16 protein-coding genes are annotated in these 19823 nt (G+C 70.7%); 11 read left to right on the forward strand and 5 right to left on the reverse strand.

Features of this window, described 5'->3' with window-relative positions:
* Positions 1–54: 54 nt before the first annotated feature.
* Together VV01_RS11685 and VV01_RS11690 are read right to left on the reverse strand one after the other, a co-directional pair.
* Complete coding sequence (locus VV01_RS11685; RefSeq protein WP_157508815.1) at positions 55–1464, reverse strand: amidase; 1410 nt, start codon at positions 1462–1464, stop codon at positions 55–57.
* Positions 1461–2444, reverse strand: coding sequence for a D-2-hydroxyacid dehydrogenase (locus tag VV01_RS11690; protein ID WP_050670036.1), 984 nt, complete (start codon positions 2442–2444; stop codon positions 1461–1463). The genes VV01_RS11685 and VV01_RS11690 overlap by 4 nt, the downstream gene beginning before the upstream one ends.
* 49 nt (positions 2445–2493) lie before the next feature.
* On the opposite strand from VV01_RS11690, the gene VV01_RS11695 reads away from it, so the two are divergent.
* From VV01_RS11695 to VV01_RS11720, 6 genes are read left to right on the forward strand one after another with little or no spacing between them, the layout of a single operon-like run.
* Positions 2494–3318 (forward strand): maleate cis-trans isomerase family protein, encoded by an 825-nt coding sequence (locus VV01_RS11695; RefSeq protein ID WP_197275029.1) that lies wholly within the window; start codon positions 2494–2496, stop codon positions 3316–3318.
* On the forward strand, positions 3315–4586 hold the full coding sequence (locus tag VV01_RS11700) for a M24 family metallopeptidase (protein ID WP_082220943.1): 1272 nt from the start codon (positions 3315–3317) through the stop codon (positions 4584–4586). The genes VV01_RS11695 and VV01_RS11700 overlap by 4 nt, the downstream gene beginning before the upstream one ends.
* A gap of 54 nt (positions 4587–4640) precedes the next feature.
* Positions 4641–5846, forward strand: a complete 1206-nt coding sequence (locus VV01_RS11705) for an aminotransferase-like domain-containing protein (protein ID WP_050670037.1) — start codon at positions 4641–4643, stop codon at positions 5844–5846.
* Positions 5843–7060 carry a M20 family metallopeptidase gene (locus VV01_RS11710; protein WP_050670038.1) on the forward strand — a complete coding sequence of 406 codons (1218 nt, stop codon included), beginning with the start codon at positions 5843–5845 and terminating at the stop codon, positions 7058–7060. The genes VV01_RS11705 and VV01_RS11710 overlap by 4 nt, the downstream gene beginning before the upstream one ends.
* 14 nt (positions 7061–7074) lie before the next feature.
* On the forward strand, positions 7075–7821 hold the full coding sequence (locus VV01_RS11715; protein WP_050670039.1) for a maleate cis-trans isomerase family protein: 747 nt from the start codon (positions 7075–7077) through the stop codon (positions 7819–7821).
* Positions 7818–8477 carry a GntR family transcriptional regulator gene (locus tag VV01_RS11720; protein WP_050670040.1) on the forward strand — a complete coding sequence of 220 codons (660 nt, stop codon included), beginning with the start codon at positions 7818–7820 and terminating at the stop codon, positions 8475–8477. Before VV01_RS11715 ends, VV01_RS11720 begins: the two co-directional genes overlap by 4 nt.
* An 83-nt stretch (positions 8478–8560) precedes the next feature.
* Here VV01_RS11720 and VV01_RS11725 read toward each other — a convergent pair whose 3' ends face one another.
* On the reverse strand, positions 8561–9124 hold the full coding sequence (locus VV01_RS11725) for a 4'-phosphopantetheinyl transferase family protein (protein ID WP_050670041.1): 564 nt from the start codon (positions 9122–9124) through the stop codon (positions 8561–8563).
* 67 nt (positions 9125–9191) lie between these two features.
* On the opposite strand from VV01_RS11725, the gene VV01_RS11730 reads away from it, so the two are divergent.
* From VV01_RS11730 to VV01_RS11745, 4 genes are read left to right on the forward strand one after another with little or no spacing between them, the layout of a single operon-like run.
* Complete coding sequence (locus VV01_RS11730) at positions 9192–11792, forward strand: AMP-binding protein (protein WP_050670042.1); 2601 nt, start codon at positions 9192–9194, stop codon at positions 11790–11792.
* The gene (locus VV01_RS11735; RefSeq protein WP_050671891.1) at positions 11789–12820 is read left to right on the forward strand and encodes an iron ABC transporter substrate-binding protein; all 1032 of its coding nucleotides are present in this window, start codon (positions 11789–11791) and stop codon (positions 12818–12820) included. Before VV01_RS11730 ends, VV01_RS11735 begins: the two co-directional genes overlap by 4 nt.
* Positions 12804–14327 (forward strand): ABC transporter permease, encoded by a 1524-nt coding sequence (locus VV01_RS11740; RefSeq protein WP_050670043.1) that lies wholly within the window; start codon positions 12804–12806, stop codon positions 14325–14327. Before VV01_RS11735 ends, VV01_RS11740 begins: the two co-directional genes overlap by 17 nt.
* Complete coding sequence (locus tag VV01_RS11745) at positions 14324–15397, forward strand: ABC transporter ATP-binding protein (protein ID WP_050670044.1); 1074 nt, start codon at positions 14324–14326, stop codon at positions 15395–15397. Before VV01_RS11740 ends, VV01_RS11745 begins: the two co-directional genes overlap by 4 nt.
* A 74-nt stretch (positions 15398–15471) precedes the next feature.
* Here the strand turns inward: VV01_RS11745 and VV01_RS11750 are convergent, their stop codons facing one another.
* On the reverse strand, positions 15472–16968 hold the full coding sequence (locus VV01_RS11750; RefSeq protein WP_197275030.1) for an NAD-dependent succinate-semialdehyde dehydrogenase: 1497 nt from the start codon (positions 16966–16968) through the stop codon (positions 15472–15474).
* A 109-nt stretch (positions 16969–17077) separates the two neighbouring features.
* Here VV01_RS11750 and VV01_RS11755 point away from each other — a divergent pair, with 109 nt between their 5' ends.
* Complete coding sequence (locus VV01_RS11755; RefSeq protein ID WP_050670045.1) at positions 17078–18328, forward strand: aspartate aminotransferase family protein; 1251 nt, start codon at positions 17078–17080, stop codon at positions 18326–18328.
* A 70-nt stretch (positions 18329–18398) separates the two neighbouring features.
* Here VV01_RS11755 and VV01_RS11760 read toward each other — a convergent pair whose 3' ends face one another.
* Positions 18399–19766 (reverse strand): MFS transporter, encoded by a 1368-nt coding sequence (locus VV01_RS11760; RefSeq protein ID WP_050670046.1) that lies wholly within the window; start codon positions 19764–19766, stop codon positions 18399–18401.
* Positions 19767–19823 lie beyond the last annotated feature (57 nt).

Genomic DNA, 19823 nt, shown 5'->3' on the forward strand with positions numbered 1-19823 from the left:
CCAGCGGGCGCTCCGGCTACTCGACCAGCGGGCACTGTGGCTACTCGACCGGCGTCAGCCCAGCAGGGGTGGACGTCGGGTGTGCCAGTCGGTCGCCTGCTCGTACGCCTGCCCGACTCGCAGCACAAGGGCATCGGCGAATCGCGGTCCGACGACCTGCAACCCGATCGGCAGTCCGTCCTCGGAGAAGCCGCACGGCAGCGTCAGCGCTGGCTGCTGGGTCATGTTGAACGGATAGGTATAAGGCGTCCATGACGGCCACAGCTGCGACGGCCAGCCGTCCGGGGCAGCCTGGCCGGCCGCGAACGCGGTGATCGGCATCGTCGGGGTGATGAGCACGTCGTACGAGCGGTGCAGCTCTCCCATCCGCTCCCCCAGCGCCATCCGCACCGCCGTCGCGTCGAGGAAGTCAGCTGCAGTCGCGGACAGACCGAAGCTCGAAACAGCCTGTGCCAGAACGGGATCCACGCGTTCGAGCGCGTCGTCGCCGTACGCTCGCAGCACCTTCGCCGCACCCGCGAACCACAACGTGTGGAACGCGTCCGCCGGGTCGTCGAGCTCGAGCGCGACCTCGTCGACGACCGCGCCCGACGAGGCGAGCACGTCAACAGCGCTGCGGACCGCTGCCTCGACCTCCGGGTCGTTACGGCCGTAACCGAGGTCCGGCGAGAACGCCACCCGTAAGCCGCGCACTCCCCCGTCGAGCCCGTCGGCGTACGAGGTGATCGGCGCCGGCAGGCACGACCAGTCGCGCGGGTCGGGCTGGGCGAGCACGTCGAGCAGCAGCGCGCAGTCGCGGACGGTCCGTGCCATGGGTCCGATGTGCGAGAGCGTGCCGTACGCACTGGCGGGCCACACCGGCACCTGCCCGTAGGTCGGCTTGAGTCCGACGATGCCGCTGAACGAGCCTGGTATCCGGACGGATCCGCCGCCGTCGGTACCGACGGACCAGGTGCCCATGCCGAGCGCGGTCGTCGCGGCCGCACCGCCGCTGGAGCCGCCGGTGGTGCGCGACGGGTCCCAGGGGTTGCGCGTCACGCCGTGGCGCAGCGAGTCGGTCACGCCCTTCCAGCCGAACTCGGGCGTGGTGTTCTTGCCGAAGATCACCGCGCCCGACTCGCGCAGCCGTGCGGTCGCCGGCGAGTCGTCCGGCCACGGCCCTGCCTCGTCGACGAGTCGTGATCCGCGCAGCGTCGGCCAGCCACGCGTCAGGATGATGTCCTTGATCGTCACCGGTACGCCGTCGACCGGGCTGAGGGGCGAACCCACCTTCCATCGTGCGGCCGACTCGCGGGCCGACGCCGCGCCGGCCGCCTCGTCGACCATCACCATCGCGTTGACTTCGCCGTCGAGCGCCTTCACAGCGGCGACCGACGCGTCGAACGCATCGACGGGATCGTAAGCACCAGAGGCGAATCCGGCGACCAGCTCCGACGCCGGCAGCAGGCTGAGCGGGTCGCTCATGATGACGCGCCGGACACGAACCCGAGCTGCTTGTCGACGACGTTGTCGAGCGGCCGACCGTCGAGCCACCGCTGCGCCTGGTCGACGAACTGGTGAGCCAGGTCGTCGGTCCAGCCGACCACGTTGCCCGACATGTGCGCCGACACCGCGACCTGCGGCATGGTCCACAGCGGCGAGGACTCCGGCAGCGGCTCGGTCTCGAACACGTCGAGCGCGGCGCCCGCGATCGTGCCGTCGCGGAGCGCGGAGATGAGGTCGTCCTCGACCACGGACTGACCACGGCCGACGTTGACGAGGTACGCCGACGGCTTCATCGCCTTGAGCACGGTCGCGTCGATCAGACCCCGCGTCGCGGGCGTGAGCGGCGCGGCGTTGACGACGTAGTCGAAGTCGCCGACGTACGACGCGAGCCCTGCGCTCTCGTACACCTCACCGAGATCGGGGTCGTCGGTGCGCGCGCGACGCCCGGCGCCGCTGACCTTCATCCCGACCGCGGACAGGAGGCGCCCGGTGGCCCGGCCGATGCCGCCCGTGCCGATGACCAGCGCCCGTGCGCCCTCGATGCGCAGGGGTGCACGCTCGTCCCACGTGCGCGTCCGACGCAGCGCCTCGCTCTCGTACAGCAGCTTGGCGTGGGCGAGCACGGACGCGAGGACGAACTCGGCGATCGGCCGGTCGAACACGCCGCGGGCGTTGGTGACGACGACGTCGGACTCACGCAGCCGCGGGAAGAGCAGCTTGTCGACCCCGGCCGCTGCGACGTGGATCCACTCCAGGTCGCCGGCACGGTCCCAGACGTCCTCGACGGCCTGGGAGAAGAAGTCCCACAGGAACAGACCGCGCGCGCCGTCGAGGGCCGCGCCGAGCCCTGCGGCATCGGTGAAACGGAGGTCGACCCGGCCCTGCAAGGGCTCCAGGTGGGCGGGGCGGTCATCGGCCGTCGGGCACAGGACGGCGACTGCAGGGAGGGTGAGGCTCACCACGCCAACGTAGAAATCCGCCAGAGTGATTGTCAACAATCTACAGCGCATGCACCATGTGCAGATGGAGCCACATCCGGGCCTCGACCCCGAGGCCATCGCCGACGCCACGGCCACCGCGCTGGGCGTCCCCGACGACGCGCCGATCGGCGACGTCGGCATCGGCGTGATCGCGCCGTACGACTTCGCCCTCGACCGCGAGCTGTGGCGCTGGGTACCAGACCGCGCCACACTCCTGGTCACCCGTACGCCCTACTCCCCCCTGCCCGTCTCGGTCGACATGGCCGCCCGCGTCGGCGACTCCGACGTCGTCGCCGAGTGCACGACCGAGCTGATCGCCACGCAGCCCGAGGTCATCGCCTATGCCTGCACCTCCGGCAGCTTCATCCACGGGGCCGAGGGCGAGCGCGCCCTGGTCGCAGCGATGTTCGCCGGTGGAGCGCCCGCCGCGGTGTCCACCTCAGGCGCCCTCGTCATGGCCCTGCAGCAGCTCGGCATCGAACGCCTCGCCGTGGCCACGCCGTACGACGACGACATCACCGCCGCTCTGGAGCGCTACCTCGACGAGGTCGGCGTACAGGTCAGCGGCTCGGCCAAGCTCGGCCTCGCCGGACGCATCTGGCGTGTGCCGTACGCCCTCACGCTCGACCTCGCCCGCGAGGCCGTCGCTGCCGGAGAGTGCGACGGCGTCTTCATCTCGTGCACCAACCTGCCGACGTACGACGTCATCGCACCCCTCGAGCGCGAGCTCGGCATCCCCGTCATCACCGCCAACCAGGTCACCGTCTGGGCGGCCCTGCACATGGCCGGCCTCGACGCGATCGGCCCCGGCCAGTCCCTCCTGGACCGCGTCATCACCGGGGAGGCCGCATGAGCACGTACGAGTTCGAGCTCGACCCCGCCGACCCGACGCCCGACGGGATCAAGCCCTACACCACCGCCGTCGACGGGCAGCTGCGGTCACGGCCGTTCCCCGACGAGGAGTACCGAGCCCGCCTCGGTGCCGTGCAGACACGCATGGCCGAGCGCGCGCTGTCCTCACTCCTGGTCGTCGACCCCGCCAACATCTACTACCTCACCGGCTACAACGCCTGGTCGTTCTACATGCCGCAGTGCCTCGTGGTGCCGGTGGAGGGCGAGCCGCACCTGTTCGCGCGCGCCATGGACGCCCAGGGCGCGCACTACACGGCGTACCTGCCCAAGGACCAGATCCACGGCTATCCCGAGGACCTCGTCCACCGCACCGACGCCCACCCGTTCGACTGGATCACCGCACAGGCGCTGGAGATCGGTGTCCTCACCGACGAGCCCGGCTCGTACGTCGGCGCCGAGACCGACTCGCACTACTTCACCGCGAGAGCGTTCTTCGCGATGCACGCGCTGCTGCGCCAGGCGTCCGTCGTCGACAGCTACGAGCTGGTCAACTGGGTACGCGTCATCAAGTCGCCGCTGGAGCAGGACAAGCTGCGACTCGCCGGCGAGATCGCCCAGCGCGTCATGGAGATCGCGATCGAGGCGATCGAGACCGGCCGTCGCCAGTGCGACGTGGTCGCCGAGATCCAGCACGCGCAGGCGCTCGGCGCGCACAAGCTCGGCGGCGACTACCCCGCGATCGTGCCGATGCTGCCCACCGGTGAGACGGCCGGTACGCCGCACCTCACCTGGTCGGACCTGCCGCTCATCAAGGGTGAGGCGACCACGATCGAGATCGCCGGCGTCCACCACCGCTACCACGCACCGCTTGCGCGCACGGTCGTTCTCGGCGAGCCACCTCGTCGGCTGCAGTCGTGCTCGGACGCCGTCAGCGAGGGCATGGCGGCGGCGCTGGAGGCCATGAAGCCGGGCGCTCTCGGCCGCGACGTGCACCGGGCGTTCGCCGAGACGGTCGGCCGCTACGGGCTGCACAAGGAGTCGCGCATCGGCTACTCCATCGGCATCGGCTATCCGCCCGACTGGGGCGAGCGCACCATCAGCCTGCGCTCCGAGGAGGAGACCGAGATCGAGGCCGGCATGGCCTTCCACGTGATCCTCGGGATGTGGATGGACGGGTGGGGTTACGAGACGTCGGAGTCGGTGCTCGTCACACCGGCCGGCGCCGAACAGCTCACCCACGTGCCCCGCGGGCTCGCGGTGAGGACGTGACCGAATGACCTTTGACACCAACGTAGTTCAGACCCACCACCGGAGGTGAGCACGATGCAGCAGACACACACCTTGCCCTTGGCCACCCGCGCCACCGATCTCGTCGGATCGATGATCGACTCCAGCACCTCGTTGCTCGCCCAGCAGACGCACGACATCGTGCGGTTCGCGATGGGCAGTCCCGCACCCGAAGCCGTCCCGACCGAGGCACTCGCCGAGATCGGCCGCCGAGTGTTCGGGCCGGGCGAGGCGAGCGCGTACGACTACGCCGCGACCGAGGGCGACCCCGCCCTGCGTGACGCACTGCTCGCCGAGCTCGACGGTACGACGGACGCCACCTCTCCCGAACGCCTCACCATCACCTCGGGCGGGATGCAGGGACTGGACCTGACGTTCAAGATCTTCACCGACCCCGGTGACCTCGTCGTCGTCGAATCCCCCACGTACACCAACGGATCCGCGACCGCGCTGTCGTACCAGGCTGAGCTGCTGGAAGTGCCCGTCGACCACGAGGGCCTGCAGGTCGACCGCATGGAGGAGATGGTGGGCGACGGGCGCAAGCCCAAGGTGATCTACACGATCCCGACGTTCCAGAACCCGTCCGGCGCCTCGATGTCGCTCGACCGACGGCGACGGCTCCTGGACCTCGCCGACCGCTGGGGCAGTCTGGTGATCGACGACGACCCCTACGGCATGCTGCGGTTCGCCGGCGACGCGATGCCGTCCCTGCACGAGCTCGCCGACGGCAACCCGCTCGTGCTGTCGGTGCGCACGTTCTCCAAGATCATCGCGCCCGGTCTGCGCGTCGGCTGGGTCGACGCCGCACCCGAGCTGCAGCAGCTGCTCATCAGCGCCAAGCAGGCCATGGACACCTGCACCAACCTGCCCATGCAGCGCCTCGTGGGCGGCTTCCTCGCCGACGGCCACCTGCGCGAGCACGTCACCACCCAGCAGGCCGTCTACCGCGAGCGCAAGGTCGCCATGCAGGACGCGCTCACCGAGCACTTCGACGGCGGGGCGCGCTGGACCGACCCCGAGGGCGGATTCTTCCTGTGGGTCACGTTCGGCTCCGAGGTCGACACCGAGGCGTTGTTCGAGGTGGCGCTCGCCGAGGGCGTGGCGTTCATCCCCGGCAACGCGTTCTCGCCGAGCAAGCACTTCCCCAACGCACTGCGCGTCTGCTTCGCCGCGACCACTCCGGACCGCATCCGCGAAGGTATCGGCCGCCTGCGTCGGGCTGTCGACAAGGTGAGCGCATGAGCGTTGGTACTGAACAGCTTTCGGCTCTTGAGAGCGCTGCTCTCGACCTGATCGACGAGGCCGCCCTGGTGTCCTGCACACAGCGCCTCGTGCGGGCACCGGGTCAGAACCCGCCCGGCGAGGAGGCCGCGACCGTCGCGGTGCTCGCCGAGATCTGCGCCGAGCTCGACCTCGACGTGTCGACCAGCACCGTCGTCGAGGGCCGTGACAACCTGCACGCCCTCACCCGCGACCACGACGGTGGGCCGGCGCTGATGCTGCTCGGGCACACCGACGTGGTCCCGCTCGGCGACGGATGGACCGTCGAACCGTTCGGCGGGCTGCTGCGCGACGGACGGATCCACGGGCGCGGCACCACTGACATGAAGGGCGGGCTCGCCGCGTCGGCCGTCGCGATGAGCGCCGTGCAGCGCGCGACCCGCGCCGCCGGCGTACGCCTCACCGGTCCGGTCGAGCTGGCCGCCACGGTGGACGAGGAGGCGACCGGCATCGGCGTACGGCACCTGGTCGGGCAGCCACAGCCGCGTGCCTATCTCGGCTGCATCACCGCCGAACCCACCGACCTGCAGACGATCATCGCCGCACGGGGTGACGCCTACGTCGAGATCGCCGTACGCGGCGTCGCCGCTCACGCCGGTCGACCCGACGACGGCCGCAACGCGATCTACGGCGCCGCGCGGGTCGTCGAGTCGTTGCGTCGGTGGCATGACGAGCTCAAGGCCGACGCGCACCGGCTCGTCGGCCCGGCCACATGGAACGTCGGCCGCATCGACGGTGGCCACGGCGCGTCGATCGTCCCCGCCGACGCCACGGTGTACGCCGATCGCCGTCTGCTCCCGTCCGAGTCGCCCGCTGAGGTGCTCGCCGACATCCGGGCTCGCGTGGAGTCCCTCGGCCTCGCTGATGACGGCCTCACGGTCGAGGTCACGATGCCGATGGACATGCCGGGTTTCGAGACGCCGCAAGGAGATTCGTTCGTCGCGGCCGTCGACGACGCCCTCGGCCGCGTCGGCGGGCCGGGCCTGCCGCTCGGTGGCTGGACGGCCGCGTGCGACGGCGGGTTCGTCTCGCGCGACTGGGGCGTGCCGACGATCGTGCTCGGCCCGGGCTCGGTCAACGAGCAGGCCCACCGTCCCGATGAGTCCGTCGGCGTCGACGAGCTCGTCACCGCCGCGCGCACCTACGCCCTGGCCGCACTGCGGCTGCTGACCTGAGTCCCGGAGACGCCATGCCACGTATCGGACTGCTCTACCCCGGCCACAGCGCCGAGGACGACTTCCCCGCGCTCGAGACGCGGCTGGCCGGTTCGGTCGACCCGCCGTGGGACCTGCCGCTCGTGCACACCTCCGTCGGGGAGGACGCACACCGCGTCGACGCCCTGCTCGACCTGGGCTCCGACGCGCGGCTGGCCGAGGGCGCTCGTACGCTCGTCGACGCCCACGCCCCGGACGCCGTCATGTGGGCCTGCACGTCGGGGTCGTTCGTGTTCGGGTGGGAGGGCGCACACCGCCAGGTGCGCGAGCTCGCAGCGGTCACCGGTCTGCCGACGTCGTCGACGTCGCTGGCGTTCGCCGACGCGTGCCGGGCGATCGGCGCTCGACGGGTGAGCGTCGTGGCGTCCTACCCCGAGGACGTGGCCCGCGCGTTCGTCGACTTCCTGGCCGCCGCCGGCATCGAGGTGCTCGCGTTGGACAGCAACGACATCATCACCGCCGCCGAGGTCGGCACCCTGGGCCGCGACGACGTCGTACGCCTCGTCCGCGGAGCCGACGTCAGTGCGTCACCGGACGCCGTGCTCGTACCCGACACCGCGATGCACACACTCGACTGGATCGACGAGCTCGAATCTGCCACGGGCACACCGGTGCTCACGGCCAACCAGGTGACGGTGTGGAAAGGTCTTGACCTGGTCGGCGCGGTGCGACCGGTCGCGGGACTGGGTCGGCTGTTCGCCGAAGAGGGAGCAAGAACATGACAACTCAGCTGCGCAGCACGCTCGAACCCGTGCTGCAGGAGTCGACCGCGAGCATGGTCGCCGACCGCGTCCGCGAGGCCATCGCCACCGGTGACATCCCGCCCGGGGCCCAGCTCGGCGAGGCCGACCTCGCCCGCCAGCTCGGCGTCAGCCGTGGTCCGCTGCGCGAGGGGCTGCAACGGCTCACGCAGGAGGGCCTGCTGCTGTCGTACCGCAACCGCGGCCTGTTCGTGATCGAGATGACCGCCGAGCGCGTGCGCGACATGTACGTCGCCCGCCAGGCTGTCGAGCGCGCCGCCGCCGAGCAGGTGCATCAGCGCGGACCGGTCGAAGCCGGCACCGAGCTGCTCGAGGTCATCGCCCGCATGGAGGCGGCCGGCTCCGACGACGAGGCCGTGGCGGACATCGACCGGGAGTTCCACGAACGCCTCGTCGAGCTGTCCGAGAGCCCGCGCCTGGCCGCGATGAACGCCACGCTCATGACCGAGACGCGCATGTGCCTCAACGCGCTCAAGGCGACGTACGCCAGTCACGAGGCGCGGGTCGAGGAGCACCGGGCGATCGCGCAGTCGTTCGTCGACCGCAAGCCGCGCCTCACCGACAAGCTGCTCGTGGCACACATGCGCGACGCCCTCGCCCGTCTGCGCGCCGACTGACCCACCGGCACAAGCCGGCGAGCCGCACACCCATACCTGTGCGCACCACCAACGTCTGCCGGTGGGCTGGGCGCGCTCGCCGATCAGAGGGTGTCCAGGTGCGCCCCGATCAACGGCGTGGCGTCCCGCTCGGTGATCGACGGTGCCGTGGCACTCACCGCCGCGAGCGCCGCAGCGTAGCCGTGCTGCGGTGGACGCAGCGGCGCCACGGTCGTCCGCGGTTGCGGGCGCAGACCCCAGCACGCCTTGAGGACCGCTTCGTCGCGCACCCACGACTCCACGTCCTGGCCGGCATCGAGATCGGCGGCGCGCTGCACGTCCACGCCGACGCGCGCGTGCGACGAGACCGCGACGGCCACGAGCACGCCCGAGTGGGACACCGACACCTCCACCCCGCTGCCGGCCACCCACGGGCGTCCGTGAGGGCGACCACACGTCGTACAGGTGCGCTCGACCCGCAGTGCGGACGGGTCGGCTCCGGTGTGCGCGGCGACCGCGAGGCGGAGCACGACGGCGCCCAGGAGAGTACGAGCACGGTCGGCGGGTGCGCGCAGTCGTGCGATCCGATCACGCTCGTCGCTGTCGAGCACGGCGGTCAGCCGGTCGTCCGCCAGGGTCAGCGGCGCCCACAGCACGTCGACCGTCATCTACGACTCCGTCTCAGCGCCGGAAACAGGGGACCCGACCAGGTTAGGTTAAGTTACCCTTACCGCCGTGCTGTCCAGCGTCGCCCCCCAACGCGAGCGAGCGCGTCCGGTCTGGCCGCTCGCGGCTCAGCCCTCCCCCGACACCGTGGCGCTCGTCCAGGGCGACCGGAGCCTGAGCCACGCCGAGCTGCACGCCGAGGTCGTCGCGCTCGCCGAGCGCCTGCCCTCCGCGCAGGCCGGCCGTCTCCTCGCGCACGTGCCGTTGCGCCCCGACCTCACCTCGGTGATCTCCTACCTCGCGGTGCTGTACGCCGGCCACGTGGCCCTCGTGACGACCTGCGACCCACATCGCACGACCCGCATCCTGGAGCGCTACGCGCCGGATGTGGTGACGACGGGTGACCCTGCTGCACCGTTCGACGTGGCCGACGAACCTCCTCGCCACCTGCTGCACCCCGACCTCGCGGTGCTGCTGAGCACCTCCGGTACGACCGGCTCGGCCAAGCTGGTGCGGTTGTCGCACGCCGCGATCGACGCCAACGCCGAGGCGATCGCGACGGCCCTGGGTCTGCGGGCCGACGACCGGGGGGTCACCTCGCTGCCGCTGCACTACTGCTACGGCTTGTCCGTCCTGCACGCTCACCTGCGCGCTGGCGGCGGCGTGGTCCTGCGCGACGGGTCCGTGACCGATCCGGGCTTCTGGGGCGACCTCGCCGAGCACGGCGTCACGACGCTCGCCGCCGTCCCCCACACCCTTGACCTCCTCGACCGCAGCCACGGTCTCCAGCACGCCCCGACGTCGCTGCGACTGATCACACAGGCCGGGGGCCGACTCGCACCCGAGCGCGTCGAGCAGGTCGCCGAGATCGGGCGTCGACGCGCTTTCGGGCTCGCCGTGATGTACGGCCAGACCGAGGTCACGGCCCGCATCAGCGTGCTCCCGGCCGCGGAGGCCGTGAGCAGCCCCGACTCGGTCGGCTACCCGGTGCCCGGGCTGCAGGTGCGGCTCGATCGCAGCGTGCCTGAGTCCGACGGCGCGTCCGGCGAGCTGATCGTGTCCGGCGACAGCGTGATGCTGGGCTACGCCGAGCATGCCGACGACCTCGCGCTCGGACCGTCGTGCACCGAGCACGCGACCGGCGACCTCGCCACCATCGACGGTGACGGCCGACTGCGCATCGTCGGACGACGGTCCGGGTTCGCCAAGGTCATGGGACTGCGCATCGACGTCGCTGCCGTCGAGAACGCTGTCGCAGCAACGGGACTCGAGGTCTGCGTGACCGCCGACGACGACGGGCTGCGAGTCGCGGTCGAGCCGGCGGCCCTCCCCGATGTCGGCCGCGCCGCGCGGGTGCGTGCGCTCGTCGCCGACCTCACCGGCCTCGGCCCCGCCGCCGTCAACGTCGCCGAGGTGCCGCTGGCCCGCCTCGACAACGGCAAGCTCGACCGGCAGGGCTGCGACGCCCTGGCGCGCGGCCTCAGCTTCGAGCGGTGCGACGAGCGCCGGCGTCGCGTCGACGGCGCCAGCACGAGCACGGCGGTCGCGAAGATCGTCGGCGACGTGCTCGGCCGCGAGGACGTCAGCCTCGAGCACTCCTTCGCCGAGCAGGGCGGCGACTCGCTCAGCCACGTCCAGGCGGCGACGCGGTTGGAGACCCTCCTCGGCCCGCTGCCCGACGACTGGCACCACCGTCCCCTGGGCTCGCTCAGCCGCGCGGGCGCGACGACGCCGGCCACCCGGCGTACGGTCGAGACGACCGTGCTCCTGCGGGCCATCGCGGCGTTCATCATCTGCGGCACGCACGCCGGCCTGTTCTGGGTCGTGGGTGGAGCGCACACACTCCTCGTCGTCGCCGGCTACAACGCCGCCCGCTTCGGCTTCGCCTCGCCGCACCGCGGCGAGCGTGCCCGGCGTACGGCCAGGCTCCTGATCGGCCTGCTCGTGCCGGCCGCGGTGGTCGCGCTCGTCGGACTGATCACGACGGGTCGCTACGGCTGGGCCAACGTCGGCGCCGTCAACTGGATCGCCGGCGACGTCACCTACGGCTCACGCAACGAGCTGTGGTTCGTCGACGCGCTCGCCGCGTGCTTCGTCGCCATGGTCCTGGTCCTGAGCCTGCGACCTGTCGCGCGCCTGCACCTGCGCGACCCGTGGGCGGTGTACGCCGCGCTCCTGGTGCTCGCGCTGGTGCCGCGCTTCGTGATCCTCGCCGTCGCGGACGGCACCATCCGCGGACTCGCACCGACCGTGTTCTGGCTGTTCGCCGCCGGCGCAGCGCTGGCCGCCGCAGCGTCCACCCGCCGCCGTGCCATCACCGTGACGCTCACCGGTCTCGGCGTGGCGACGTTCTTCGACGACCCGATCCGCAACGCCACGGTCTTCGTCGGGGTGTGCGTGCTCGCCTACGTCCCGTCCGTGCGCCTGCATCCCCTGGTCGCCCGCGCGGCCGCGACGCTCGCAGCCGCCTCGCTGTACATCTACCTGACCCAGTTCCAGGTCTTCCCGTTCGGGCCCGGCCCGGTCGGGCGGGTAGCGCTCGCCCTGCTCGTCGGCGTCCTCGTCTGGAAGGTCGCCGACCGGCCGGTCCGGCGCCTGCAGAACCTCGTCCCCCTCCGGCGTACGCCATCCGCGCCGGCTCACCATCCCCTCGTTGCAAAGGACTCCTGACCGTGCGTCGACGCACCGTGATCTCCGCGCTCCTGGCGCTCACCGCCTCCACCACCCTCGCTGCCTGCGGGGGCGGCGACGAGGAGTACAAGGCCGACCCGGCCTCGCTGCAGATCTACTCCGCGCAGCACCACGAGATCACCGACGCGTGGGCCAGGGCGTTCACCGCCAAGACCGGCATCAAGACCCAGGTGCGCTCGGGCAAGGACTCCTCGATGGGGCACCAGATCGTCGAAGAGGGAGCCAGCTCGCCTGCCGACGTGTTCCTCACCGAGAACAGCCCCGCCATGACCGTCGTCGAGCGGGCCAGGCTGCTCGCCCCCGTCGACGCGACGACCCGCGCGCAGGTACCTGCTGCAATGACGCCCTCGAGCAACGCGTGGCTGGCCATCGCGGCCCGCTCGACCGTGATGGTCTACAACCCTGACAAGCTCCCGGCCGACCAGCTGCCGACGTCCCTGATGGACCTGGCCGAGCCGGAGTGGAAGGACAAGTGGGGTGCGGCCCCGGGCGGCGCCGACTTCCAGGCGATCGTGGCGGGCATGCTCGCGCAGAAGGGCGAGGCAGCGACCGCGTCATGGCTGAAGGGCCTCAAGGACGGGTCGAAGACCTACCAGAACAACATCGCCACCATGAAGGCCGTCAACGCGGGCGAGGTCCCGGCCGGGATCATCTACCACTACTACTGGTACCGCGACCAGGCCGGCAACAAGGACGGCACCCAGAACACCAGGCTGCACTACTTCAAGAACCAGGACCCGGGCGCGTTCGTGAGCCTTTCCGCCGGTGGCGTGCTCAAGAGCTCCAAGAAGCCCCAGCAGGCTCAGGCGTTCCTGAAGTTCGTCACGAGCCCGGAGGGTCAGAAGATCCTGGCCGACAGCAAGTCGATGGAGTACGCCGTCGGCAACGGCGTCGCGTCCGACGCGGCTCTGCCGCCGCTCGCCTCACTGCAGGCTCCGCCGGTCGACCCGTTCACCCTCAACTCCGACCAGGTCACACGGCTGATGACGGATGCCGGCATCCTCTAAGAACCCCGCAGCGCTGCTCGCCGCGACACTCGTCGCGGTGCTGACGGTGCTGCCGCTGGTCGTCGTCACGAGCAAAGGACTCTCACTCGGCTGGGACCAGGCGAGTGAGTTCCTGCTGCGCCCGCGGATCGCCGAGCTGCTGCGGCACACCGGCGCGCTGATGGCGCTCACGCTGCCCGCCACGCTCGTCATCGGCGTCGGCGCCGCGTGGCTGGTCGAACGCACCTCCCTCCCGTACGCCGGCGTGTGGCGCATGCTGCTCCTCGCACCACTCGCGGTCCCGGCGTTCGTCAGCAGCTACGCGTGGATCTCCTGGCAGCCGGGGCTCTCCGGGCTCGGTGGCGCTGTGCTGGTGACCACGCTGGCGTACTACCCGTTCGTCTACCTGCCGGTCGCGGCGATGCTGCGCCGACTCGACGGCGCCGACGAGGACGTCGCCCGCTCCCTGGGTCTCACGCCGACGCGGGCCGCGCTGCGTACGGTCCTGCCCCGGCTGCGGCCCGCGATCTGCGGCGGCGGCCTGCTCGTGGCGCTGCACCTGCTCGCCGAGTACGGCGTGCTGGAGATGATGCGCTACCAGACGTTCACGACCGCGATCCTGCAGCAGTACGCCGTCGGGTTCAGTGACGCCGCGGGCAGCCTGCTCGCACTCGTCCTGCTCGTCCTGTGCGTCGGCGTCCTGGGGCTGGAGGTCGGCGCGCGCGGTCGTACTCGGGTGGCACGCATCGGGTCCGGCGCCCAGGGCGAGCCCCCGCGTGCCCGGCTCGGTCGCTGGACGGTGCCGTCGCTGCTCGGCCTGACGGCACTGGTCGCCCTGGCGCTGGCGGTGCCGCTGGTCATGGTCGTGCGCTGGCTCGCGGTCGGTGTTCAGGACTCGGCCATCGATGTCGGCCACCTGCTCACCGTCACCGCGAGCACGATCGGCCTCGCCGTCGCCGGTGGCCTCGGCGCGTTGCTGGCCGCGCTGCCCGGCGCGTGGCTGCTGAGCCGGCACCGCACGGCGACGTCGATCGTCCTCGAACGCGCGACGTTCGTCGCGAGCTCGCTGCCCGGTGTGGTGGTCGGACTCGCGCTGGTGACGCTGACGGTGTCGTGGTTCCGGCCGGCGTACCAGACCATCGGGGTGCTGCTGCTCGCCTACGTCATCCTGTTCGTGCCGCGCGCGATGGTCTCGCTGCGCGCCGGACTTGCGACGGCGCCACCCGAGCTGTCCGAGGCAGCGCGCTCCCTGCGGCTCGGCGGTCCAGCGACGTTCGCGCGGGTCGTCCTGCCGCTCGCGCTGCCGTCGTTCCTCACCGGTTTCGTCCTCGTGGCACTCGCCGTGTCGACCGAGCTGACCGCCACCCTGCTGCTCGCGCCCACCGGCACCGACACGCTCGCGCTCGCGTTCTGGGCGTCCAGCGACGAGCTGGACTACGTCGGCGCCGCGCCGTACGCCGCGCTGATGATCGCGTTGTGCGTGCCCCTCACCCTGCTGCTCCGTCGTCAGATCGTGGAGGAACGATGAGTCCCGTCCGAAGCCCCGGCGCCGTCGAGGTGCACGGCATCACTGCGTCGTACGCCGACACCCGCGTGCTCACCGACGTCGACCTGGTGGTCCCCGCCGGCACGACGACCGCCGTCCTCGGCGGTTCGGGCAGCGGCAAGACCACGCTGCTGCGCGTGGTCGCCGGCTTCCTGCGACCCGACTCCGGTGAGGTGCGCATCGGCGACGCGACGGTCGTCGGCCCCGGCACCTGGGTGGCCCCCGAGAAGCGGGGCATCGGCTACGTCCGCCAGGACGGCGGACTGTTCCCGCACCTGGACGTCGCGGGCAACATCGCGTTCGGGCTGCCGTTCCCGCGTCGCCGCCACCGGGGCCGGGTGCTCGAGCTGCTCGACCTCGTCGGGCTGGACGCCTCACTGGCGGACCGCACTCCTGACCAGCTGTCGGGTGGTCAGCAGCAGCGGGTCGCCCTGGCCCGCGCGCTCGCCCTCGAACCCGACGTCGTCCTGCTCGACGAGCCGTTCTCGGCGCTCGACACCGCCCTGCGCGAGTCGACCCGCGAGGCGACCGGTCGGGCGCTGCGGGAGGCCGGCGCGACAGCCGTCCTGGTGACGCACGACCAGGAGGAGGCGCTGTCGTTCGCCGACGAGGTCGCGATCCTGCGTGAGGGCCGGTTCAGCCAGGTCGCGCCACCACGGGAGGTCTACGGCGCACCGGTCGACGCCCACGTCGCCGGCTTCCTCGGCGACGCCGTACTGCTGCCGGGCGACGCCGACGCAGCAACGGTGCACTGTGCGCTCGGGACCATCGCGGTCGAGGGCGCGCACCCGACCGGCGCCGTCCAGGTCATGCTCCGCCCCGAGCAGATCATCGTCGTCCCCGCGGCCGACAGCACGCTGCTCGCCAAGGTCGCCTCCACCACCTACTACGGGCACGACGCGATGCTCGACCTGCTCGTCACCGGTGACGACACGGCGTACGGCTCGGTCGAGGTCCGGTCACGGGTCGTCGGCACGTCCGTGCCGAACGCGGGCGATGTCGTCGGGCTGCGCGTGACCGGAGGGGCGCGCGCCTTCGCGCTGACGTCCTGACCACCCGACCCACCGGCAAGAGCTGGCGCGCAGCACACCCATACGTGTGCACCTGACCAGCTTGTGCCCGTGGGTCAGAGGGCGATGCCGATGTACTTCACCTCGAGGAACTCATCGATGCCGACGTTGCCGCCCTCACGGCCCAGCCCCGACTCCTTGATGCCGCCGAAGGGCGCAGCCGGGTTGGACACGACGCCCTGGTTGAGCCCGACCATGCCCGACTCGATCGCCTCGGCCACCCGCAGCGCACGTCGCAGGTCGTTGGTGAAGACGTACGACACCAGCCCGTACGGCGTGTCGTTGGCTGCCGCGACGACCTCCTCCTCGGACGTGAACGGCGTCAGCGGCGCGACCGGCCCGAAGATCTCCTCCGACACCATCCGCGCGTCACGAGGTACGCCGGTCAGCACGGTCGGGTTGAAGAAGTAGCCGTCGCCTGCGGGCGCGTCTCCCCCGGTCAGGACGGTGGCCCCGCGCGACGTCGCGTCGTCGAGCAGGTCGATGACCTTCTGCCGGCCGGCGTCGTCGATGAGCGGGCCGACCTGCGTACCGTCATCGGTGCCGCGACCCACCTTGAGCTCGCTCATCGCCTGTGACATGCGCTTGCCGAACTCGTCAATCACGTTGGCGTGCACGAGGATTCGGTTCGCCGCTGTGCAGGCCTCGCCCATGTTGCGCATCTTGGCGGCCATCGCACCCTTGACCGCCTCGTCGAGGTCGGCGTCCTCGAACACGATGAACGGGGCGTTGCCGCCGAGCTCCATCGACGTTCGCAGCACCTTGTCGGCGCACTGCTCCAGCAGCACCTTGCCGACCTTGGTGGAGCCGGTGAACGACAGCTTGCGGGCCTGCCCTGACCTGATGAGCGGCTCCATCACCTCGCCGGCCTTCATGCACGTGACGATGTTGACGACGCCGTCAGGCAGACCCGCCTCGGCCAGGATCGCGCCGAGCGCGAGCATCGACAGCGGTGTCTGGTGCGCAGGCTTGATCACGCTCGTGCAGCCGGCGGCGATCGCCGGGCCGATCTTGCGCGTACCCATCGCCATCGGGAAGTTCCACGGCGTGATGAGCAGGCACGGGCCGACCGGCTGCTTGGAGATCAGGAAGCGCGCTCCCCCAGCCGGCGCGGTCTGGTAGCCGCCGTCGATGCGCAGCGCCTCCGAGGCGAAGTGCCGGAAGAACTCCGACGCGTAGACGATCTCGCCCTTGGCCTCGGCGAGCGGCTTGCCCATCTCGAGCGTCATGAGCAGCGCGAGGTCGTCGATGCGCTCGTGCAGCAGGTCGTACGCCTTCATCAGGATGTCGTAGCGCTCGCGCGGTGTCGTGGCGGCGAACGACGCCTGGGCCGCGACTGCTGCGTCGAGGGCCTTGCGGCCGTCCTCGGGCGAGGCGTCCGCGACCTCTGCGAGGACCGCACCCGTCGACGGGTCGACCACCTCGAAGGTCTCACCTCCCTGGGCCGAGACCCACGACCCGCCGATCAGCAGGTCCTTGTGCACACCGTCGACCACGCGAGTCTCGTTGGCGTTCAGGGCAGTTGGCGCGGTCGTCGTGGTGTCGGCGCTCATGAGGCTCCCTCGTGTCGGTCGCGGATCCGTGCAATAGTCTGATTGTCGACAATCTATCGGCGTGAGGCAACCCATCGAGCCCACGCGTCCGCGTACCGAAGGAGGAACCATGGCCGAGCTGTCACCCGTGCTCAAGCAGGCAACGCCTGTCGTCGCCACGCATGGTGAGGGCGTCCACCTGTACGACGCCGAGGGCCGCAGCTATCTCGACTTCACCGCCGGCATCGGCGTGACCAGCACCGGTCACTGCCATCCGCGGGTCGTCGCCGCCGCCCAGGAGCAGGTCGGCAAGCTCATCCACGGCCAGTACACGACGGTCATGCACGAGCCGCTGCTCACGCTGGTCGACCGTCTCGGCGAGGTGCTCCCTCAGGGCCTGGACCGCATGTTCTTCGCCAACTCGGGGTCGGAGGCCATCGAGTCGGCGCTGCGCCTGGCGCGGCAGGCGACCGGCCGCCCCAACGTGATCGTCTTCCACGGCGGCTTCCACGGTCGTACGGTCGCGGCCGCGTCAATGACGTCGTCCGGCACCAAGTTCCGGTCCGGCTTCTCTCCCCTGATGGCGGGCGTCCAGGTGTCGCCGTTCCCCGACCCGGGTCACTTCGGCTGGAGCCAGGAGGAGGCCACGGCGTTCGCGCTCAAGCAGCTCGACTACACCCTGCAGACCCTCTCGGCGCCCGCTGACACGGCCGCGTTCTTCGTCGAGCCGGTGCTCGGCGAGGGCGGCTACGTGCCCGCCTCCGCCGAGTTCCTCGCCGGCCTGCGCGAGCGGGCCGATCAGCACGGCATCCTGCTCGTGGTCGATGAGGTGCAGACCGGCTGGGGCCGCACCGGGAAGTTCTGGGGCGGCGACCACTTCGACGCGAAGGCCGACATCCTCGTCACCGCGAAGGGCCTCGCCTCCGGCTTCCCGCTCTCGGGCATCGCGGCGTCGAACGCGCTCATGGAGAAGGCCTGGCCCGGATCCCAGGGCGGCACGTACGGCGCCAACGCCGTCGCCTGCGCCGCCGCGATCGCGACGCTCGACGTCATCCGGGACGAGCAGCTCGTCGACAACTCCGCTGCTCGCGGTGAGCAGCTCAAGGGCGCCCTGCAGCAGGTCGCCGACAAGCACGAGCAGATCGTCGACGTGCGGGGCCTCGGCCTGATGATCGGCAACGAGTTCCGCGACGCCGACGGCAACCCCGACGGCGCCACCGCGACCAAGGCCCAGCAGGAGGCGGCGCGTCGTGGTCTGCTGCTGCTCACCTGCGGCGCCTGGGGTCAGGTCGTCCGGTTCATCCCCGCCCTCGTGGTCAACGAGCAGGAGGTCGACGAGGCCGCCGGGCTGTGGGCCGAGGCGGTCGACGCGGTGCTGTAGGACCACCCGCCCGTACGCCGACGGCCGGCCACCCGCACAGGGTGACCGGCCGTCGTACGTGCTGGGAGCGTCAGCCGTTCTCGGCGGCGAGCTGGCGCTGCTCCTCCTTGGCCTCGGGCGTGCCCGGGACCTCGGTGCCGCGCAGCGACTCACCCTTGGTCTCGATGAGGAACCAGGCGGCGATGATGCCGATGACACAGGCACCGACCATGTAGTACGCGGGCCACATGTTGTCGCCGGTCTCGTCGATCAGCCACTCGTTGATCGACGGCGCCGAACCACCGAAGACCGACGTCGCGACGTTGTAGCCGATCGCCACACCCGCGAAGCGGACGATCGTCGGGAACATCGCCGGGAAGGTCGCCGAGATCGTGGCCAGCTGCGGGCAGTAGAGCAGACCGATGACCGCGAACGCGATGATCGCGCCGGTGAGGTTGGTGGCCATCAGCTTGTACATCGGGATGATCGCGATGATCAGCGCGAGGCAGGAGAACAGCCACATCGGACGACGGCCGATCTTGTCGGACAGGCGACCGAAGAACGGCAGCGTCAGCAGCATCGCGATCTGCCCGAAGAACGGCACGAGCAGCGCATCGTCCTCGGTCATGCCGATGGTGCCCTGCAGGTACGTCGGCGTGTAGCTCAGCAGCGTGTAGTTGACGACGTTGAGTGCGATGACCAGACCGAACAGCGTGAGGATCGGGCGGGTGTACTTGGTGAGCAGATCCTTGAAGACGCCCTTGACCTGCTCCTCGGTCTCCTGCTTCTCCTCGAGCTCCTTGAAGACCGGCGTGTCCTCCATCCTGGACCGCAGGTACATACCGATCAGGCCGAGCGGCGCGGCCACGAAGAACGGGATACGCCAGCCCCAGTCACCGAGCTGGTTGTCGTTGAGCGTGTGCACCAGGATCAGCGCGATGCCGTTGCCCATCGTGAAGCCCGTGAGCGTACCGACCTCAAGGAAGCTGCCGTAGAAGCCGCGCTTCTTGTCGGGGGCGTACTCGGCCATGAAGGTCGCGGCACCGCCGTACTCACCACCGGCGGAGAAGCCCTGGAGCATGCGCAGGAGGTAAAGGATGACCGGCGCAGCCCAACCGATCGTCTCGTAGCTCGGGATGAGGCCGACGCACAGCGTCGAGCCGGCCATCAGGATGATCGTCATCGCCAGGACGCGCTTGCGACCGATCTTGTCGCCGAGCGGACCCCAGAACAGACCACCGATCGGACGGATCAGGAACGAGATCGCGAATCCGACGAGGGTGAAGAACACCGCGTTGTCGCCTTCAGGGAAGAGCGACGAGGCGATGTGCGTGGTCATGTAGGCGTACACGCCGTAGTCGAACCACTCGACCGCGTTACCGATCGCAGAAGCACCGATCGCGCGATGGAGGATGCTGGGCTCCACCTCGTCGGTGGTTGTCGGACTCTGGCTTGCCATGGGTATCTCTTCTCCGTCCAAGCGGTATGGAGCTACGTCTGTGCGCAACATTGTCGA

This window comes from Luteipulveratus halotolerans, from assembly GCF_001247745.1.
Classification (GTDB): Bacteria; Actinomycetota; Actinomycetes; order Actinomycetales; family Dermatophilaceae; genus Luteipulveratus; species Luteipulveratus halotolerans.

Excerpts from the sequence above, each read along its gene's own strand:
- VV01_RS11685 (WP_157508815.1), bottom strand. The coding sequence starts at position 1,464 with ATGAGCGACCCGCTCAGCCTGCTGCCGGCGTCGGAGCTGGTCGCCGGA.
- VV01_RS11740 (WP_050670043.1), top strand. The coding sequence starts at position 12,804 with ATGCCGGCATCCTCTAAGAACCCCGCAGCGCTGCTCGCCGCGACACTC.
- VV01_RS11720 (WP_050670040.1), top strand. The coding sequence starts at position 7,818 with ATGACAACTCAGCTGCGCAGCACGCTCGAACCCGTGCTGCAGGAGTCG.
- VV01_RS11750 (WP_197275030.1), bottom strand. The coding sequence starts at position 16,968 with ATGAGCGCCGACACCACGACGACCGCGCCAACTGCCCTGAACGCCAAC.
- VV01_RS11705 (WP_050670037.1), top strand. The coding sequence starts at position 4,641 with ATGCAGCAGACACACACCTTGCCCTTGGCCACCCGCGCCACCGATCTC.
- VV01_RS11755 (WP_050670045.1), top strand. The coding sequence starts at position 17,078 with ATGGCCGAGCTGTCACCCGTGCTCAAGCAGGCAACGCCTGTCGTCGCC.
- VV01_RS11760 (WP_050670046.1), bottom strand. The coding sequence starts at position 19,766 with ATGGCAAGCCAGAGTCCGACAACCACCGACGAGGTGGAGCCCAGCATC.
- VV01_RS11695 (WP_197275029.1), top strand. The coding sequence starts at position 2,494 with ATGCACCATGTGCAGATGGAGCCACATCCGGGCCTCGACCCCGAGGCC.
- VV01_RS11725 (WP_050670041.1), bottom strand. The coding sequence starts at position 9,124 with ATGACGGTCGACGTGCTGTGGGCGCCGCTGACCCTGGCGGACGACCGG.
- VV01_RS11710 (WP_050670038.1), top strand. The coding sequence starts at position 5,843 with ATGAGCGTTGGTACTGAACAGCTTTCGGCTCTTGAGAGCGCTGCTCTC.
- VV01_RS11715 (WP_050670039.1), top strand. The coding sequence starts at position 7,075 with ATGCCACGTATCGGACTGCTCTACCCCGGCCACAGCGCCGAGGACGAC.
- VV01_RS11745 (WP_050670044.1), top strand. The coding sequence starts at position 14,324 with ATGAGTCCCGTCCGAAGCCCCGGCGCCGTCGAGGTGCACGGCATCACT.
- VV01_RS11700 (WP_082220943.1), top strand. The coding sequence starts at position 3,315 with ATGAGCACGTACGAGTTCGAGCTCGACCCCGCCGACCCGACGCCCGAC.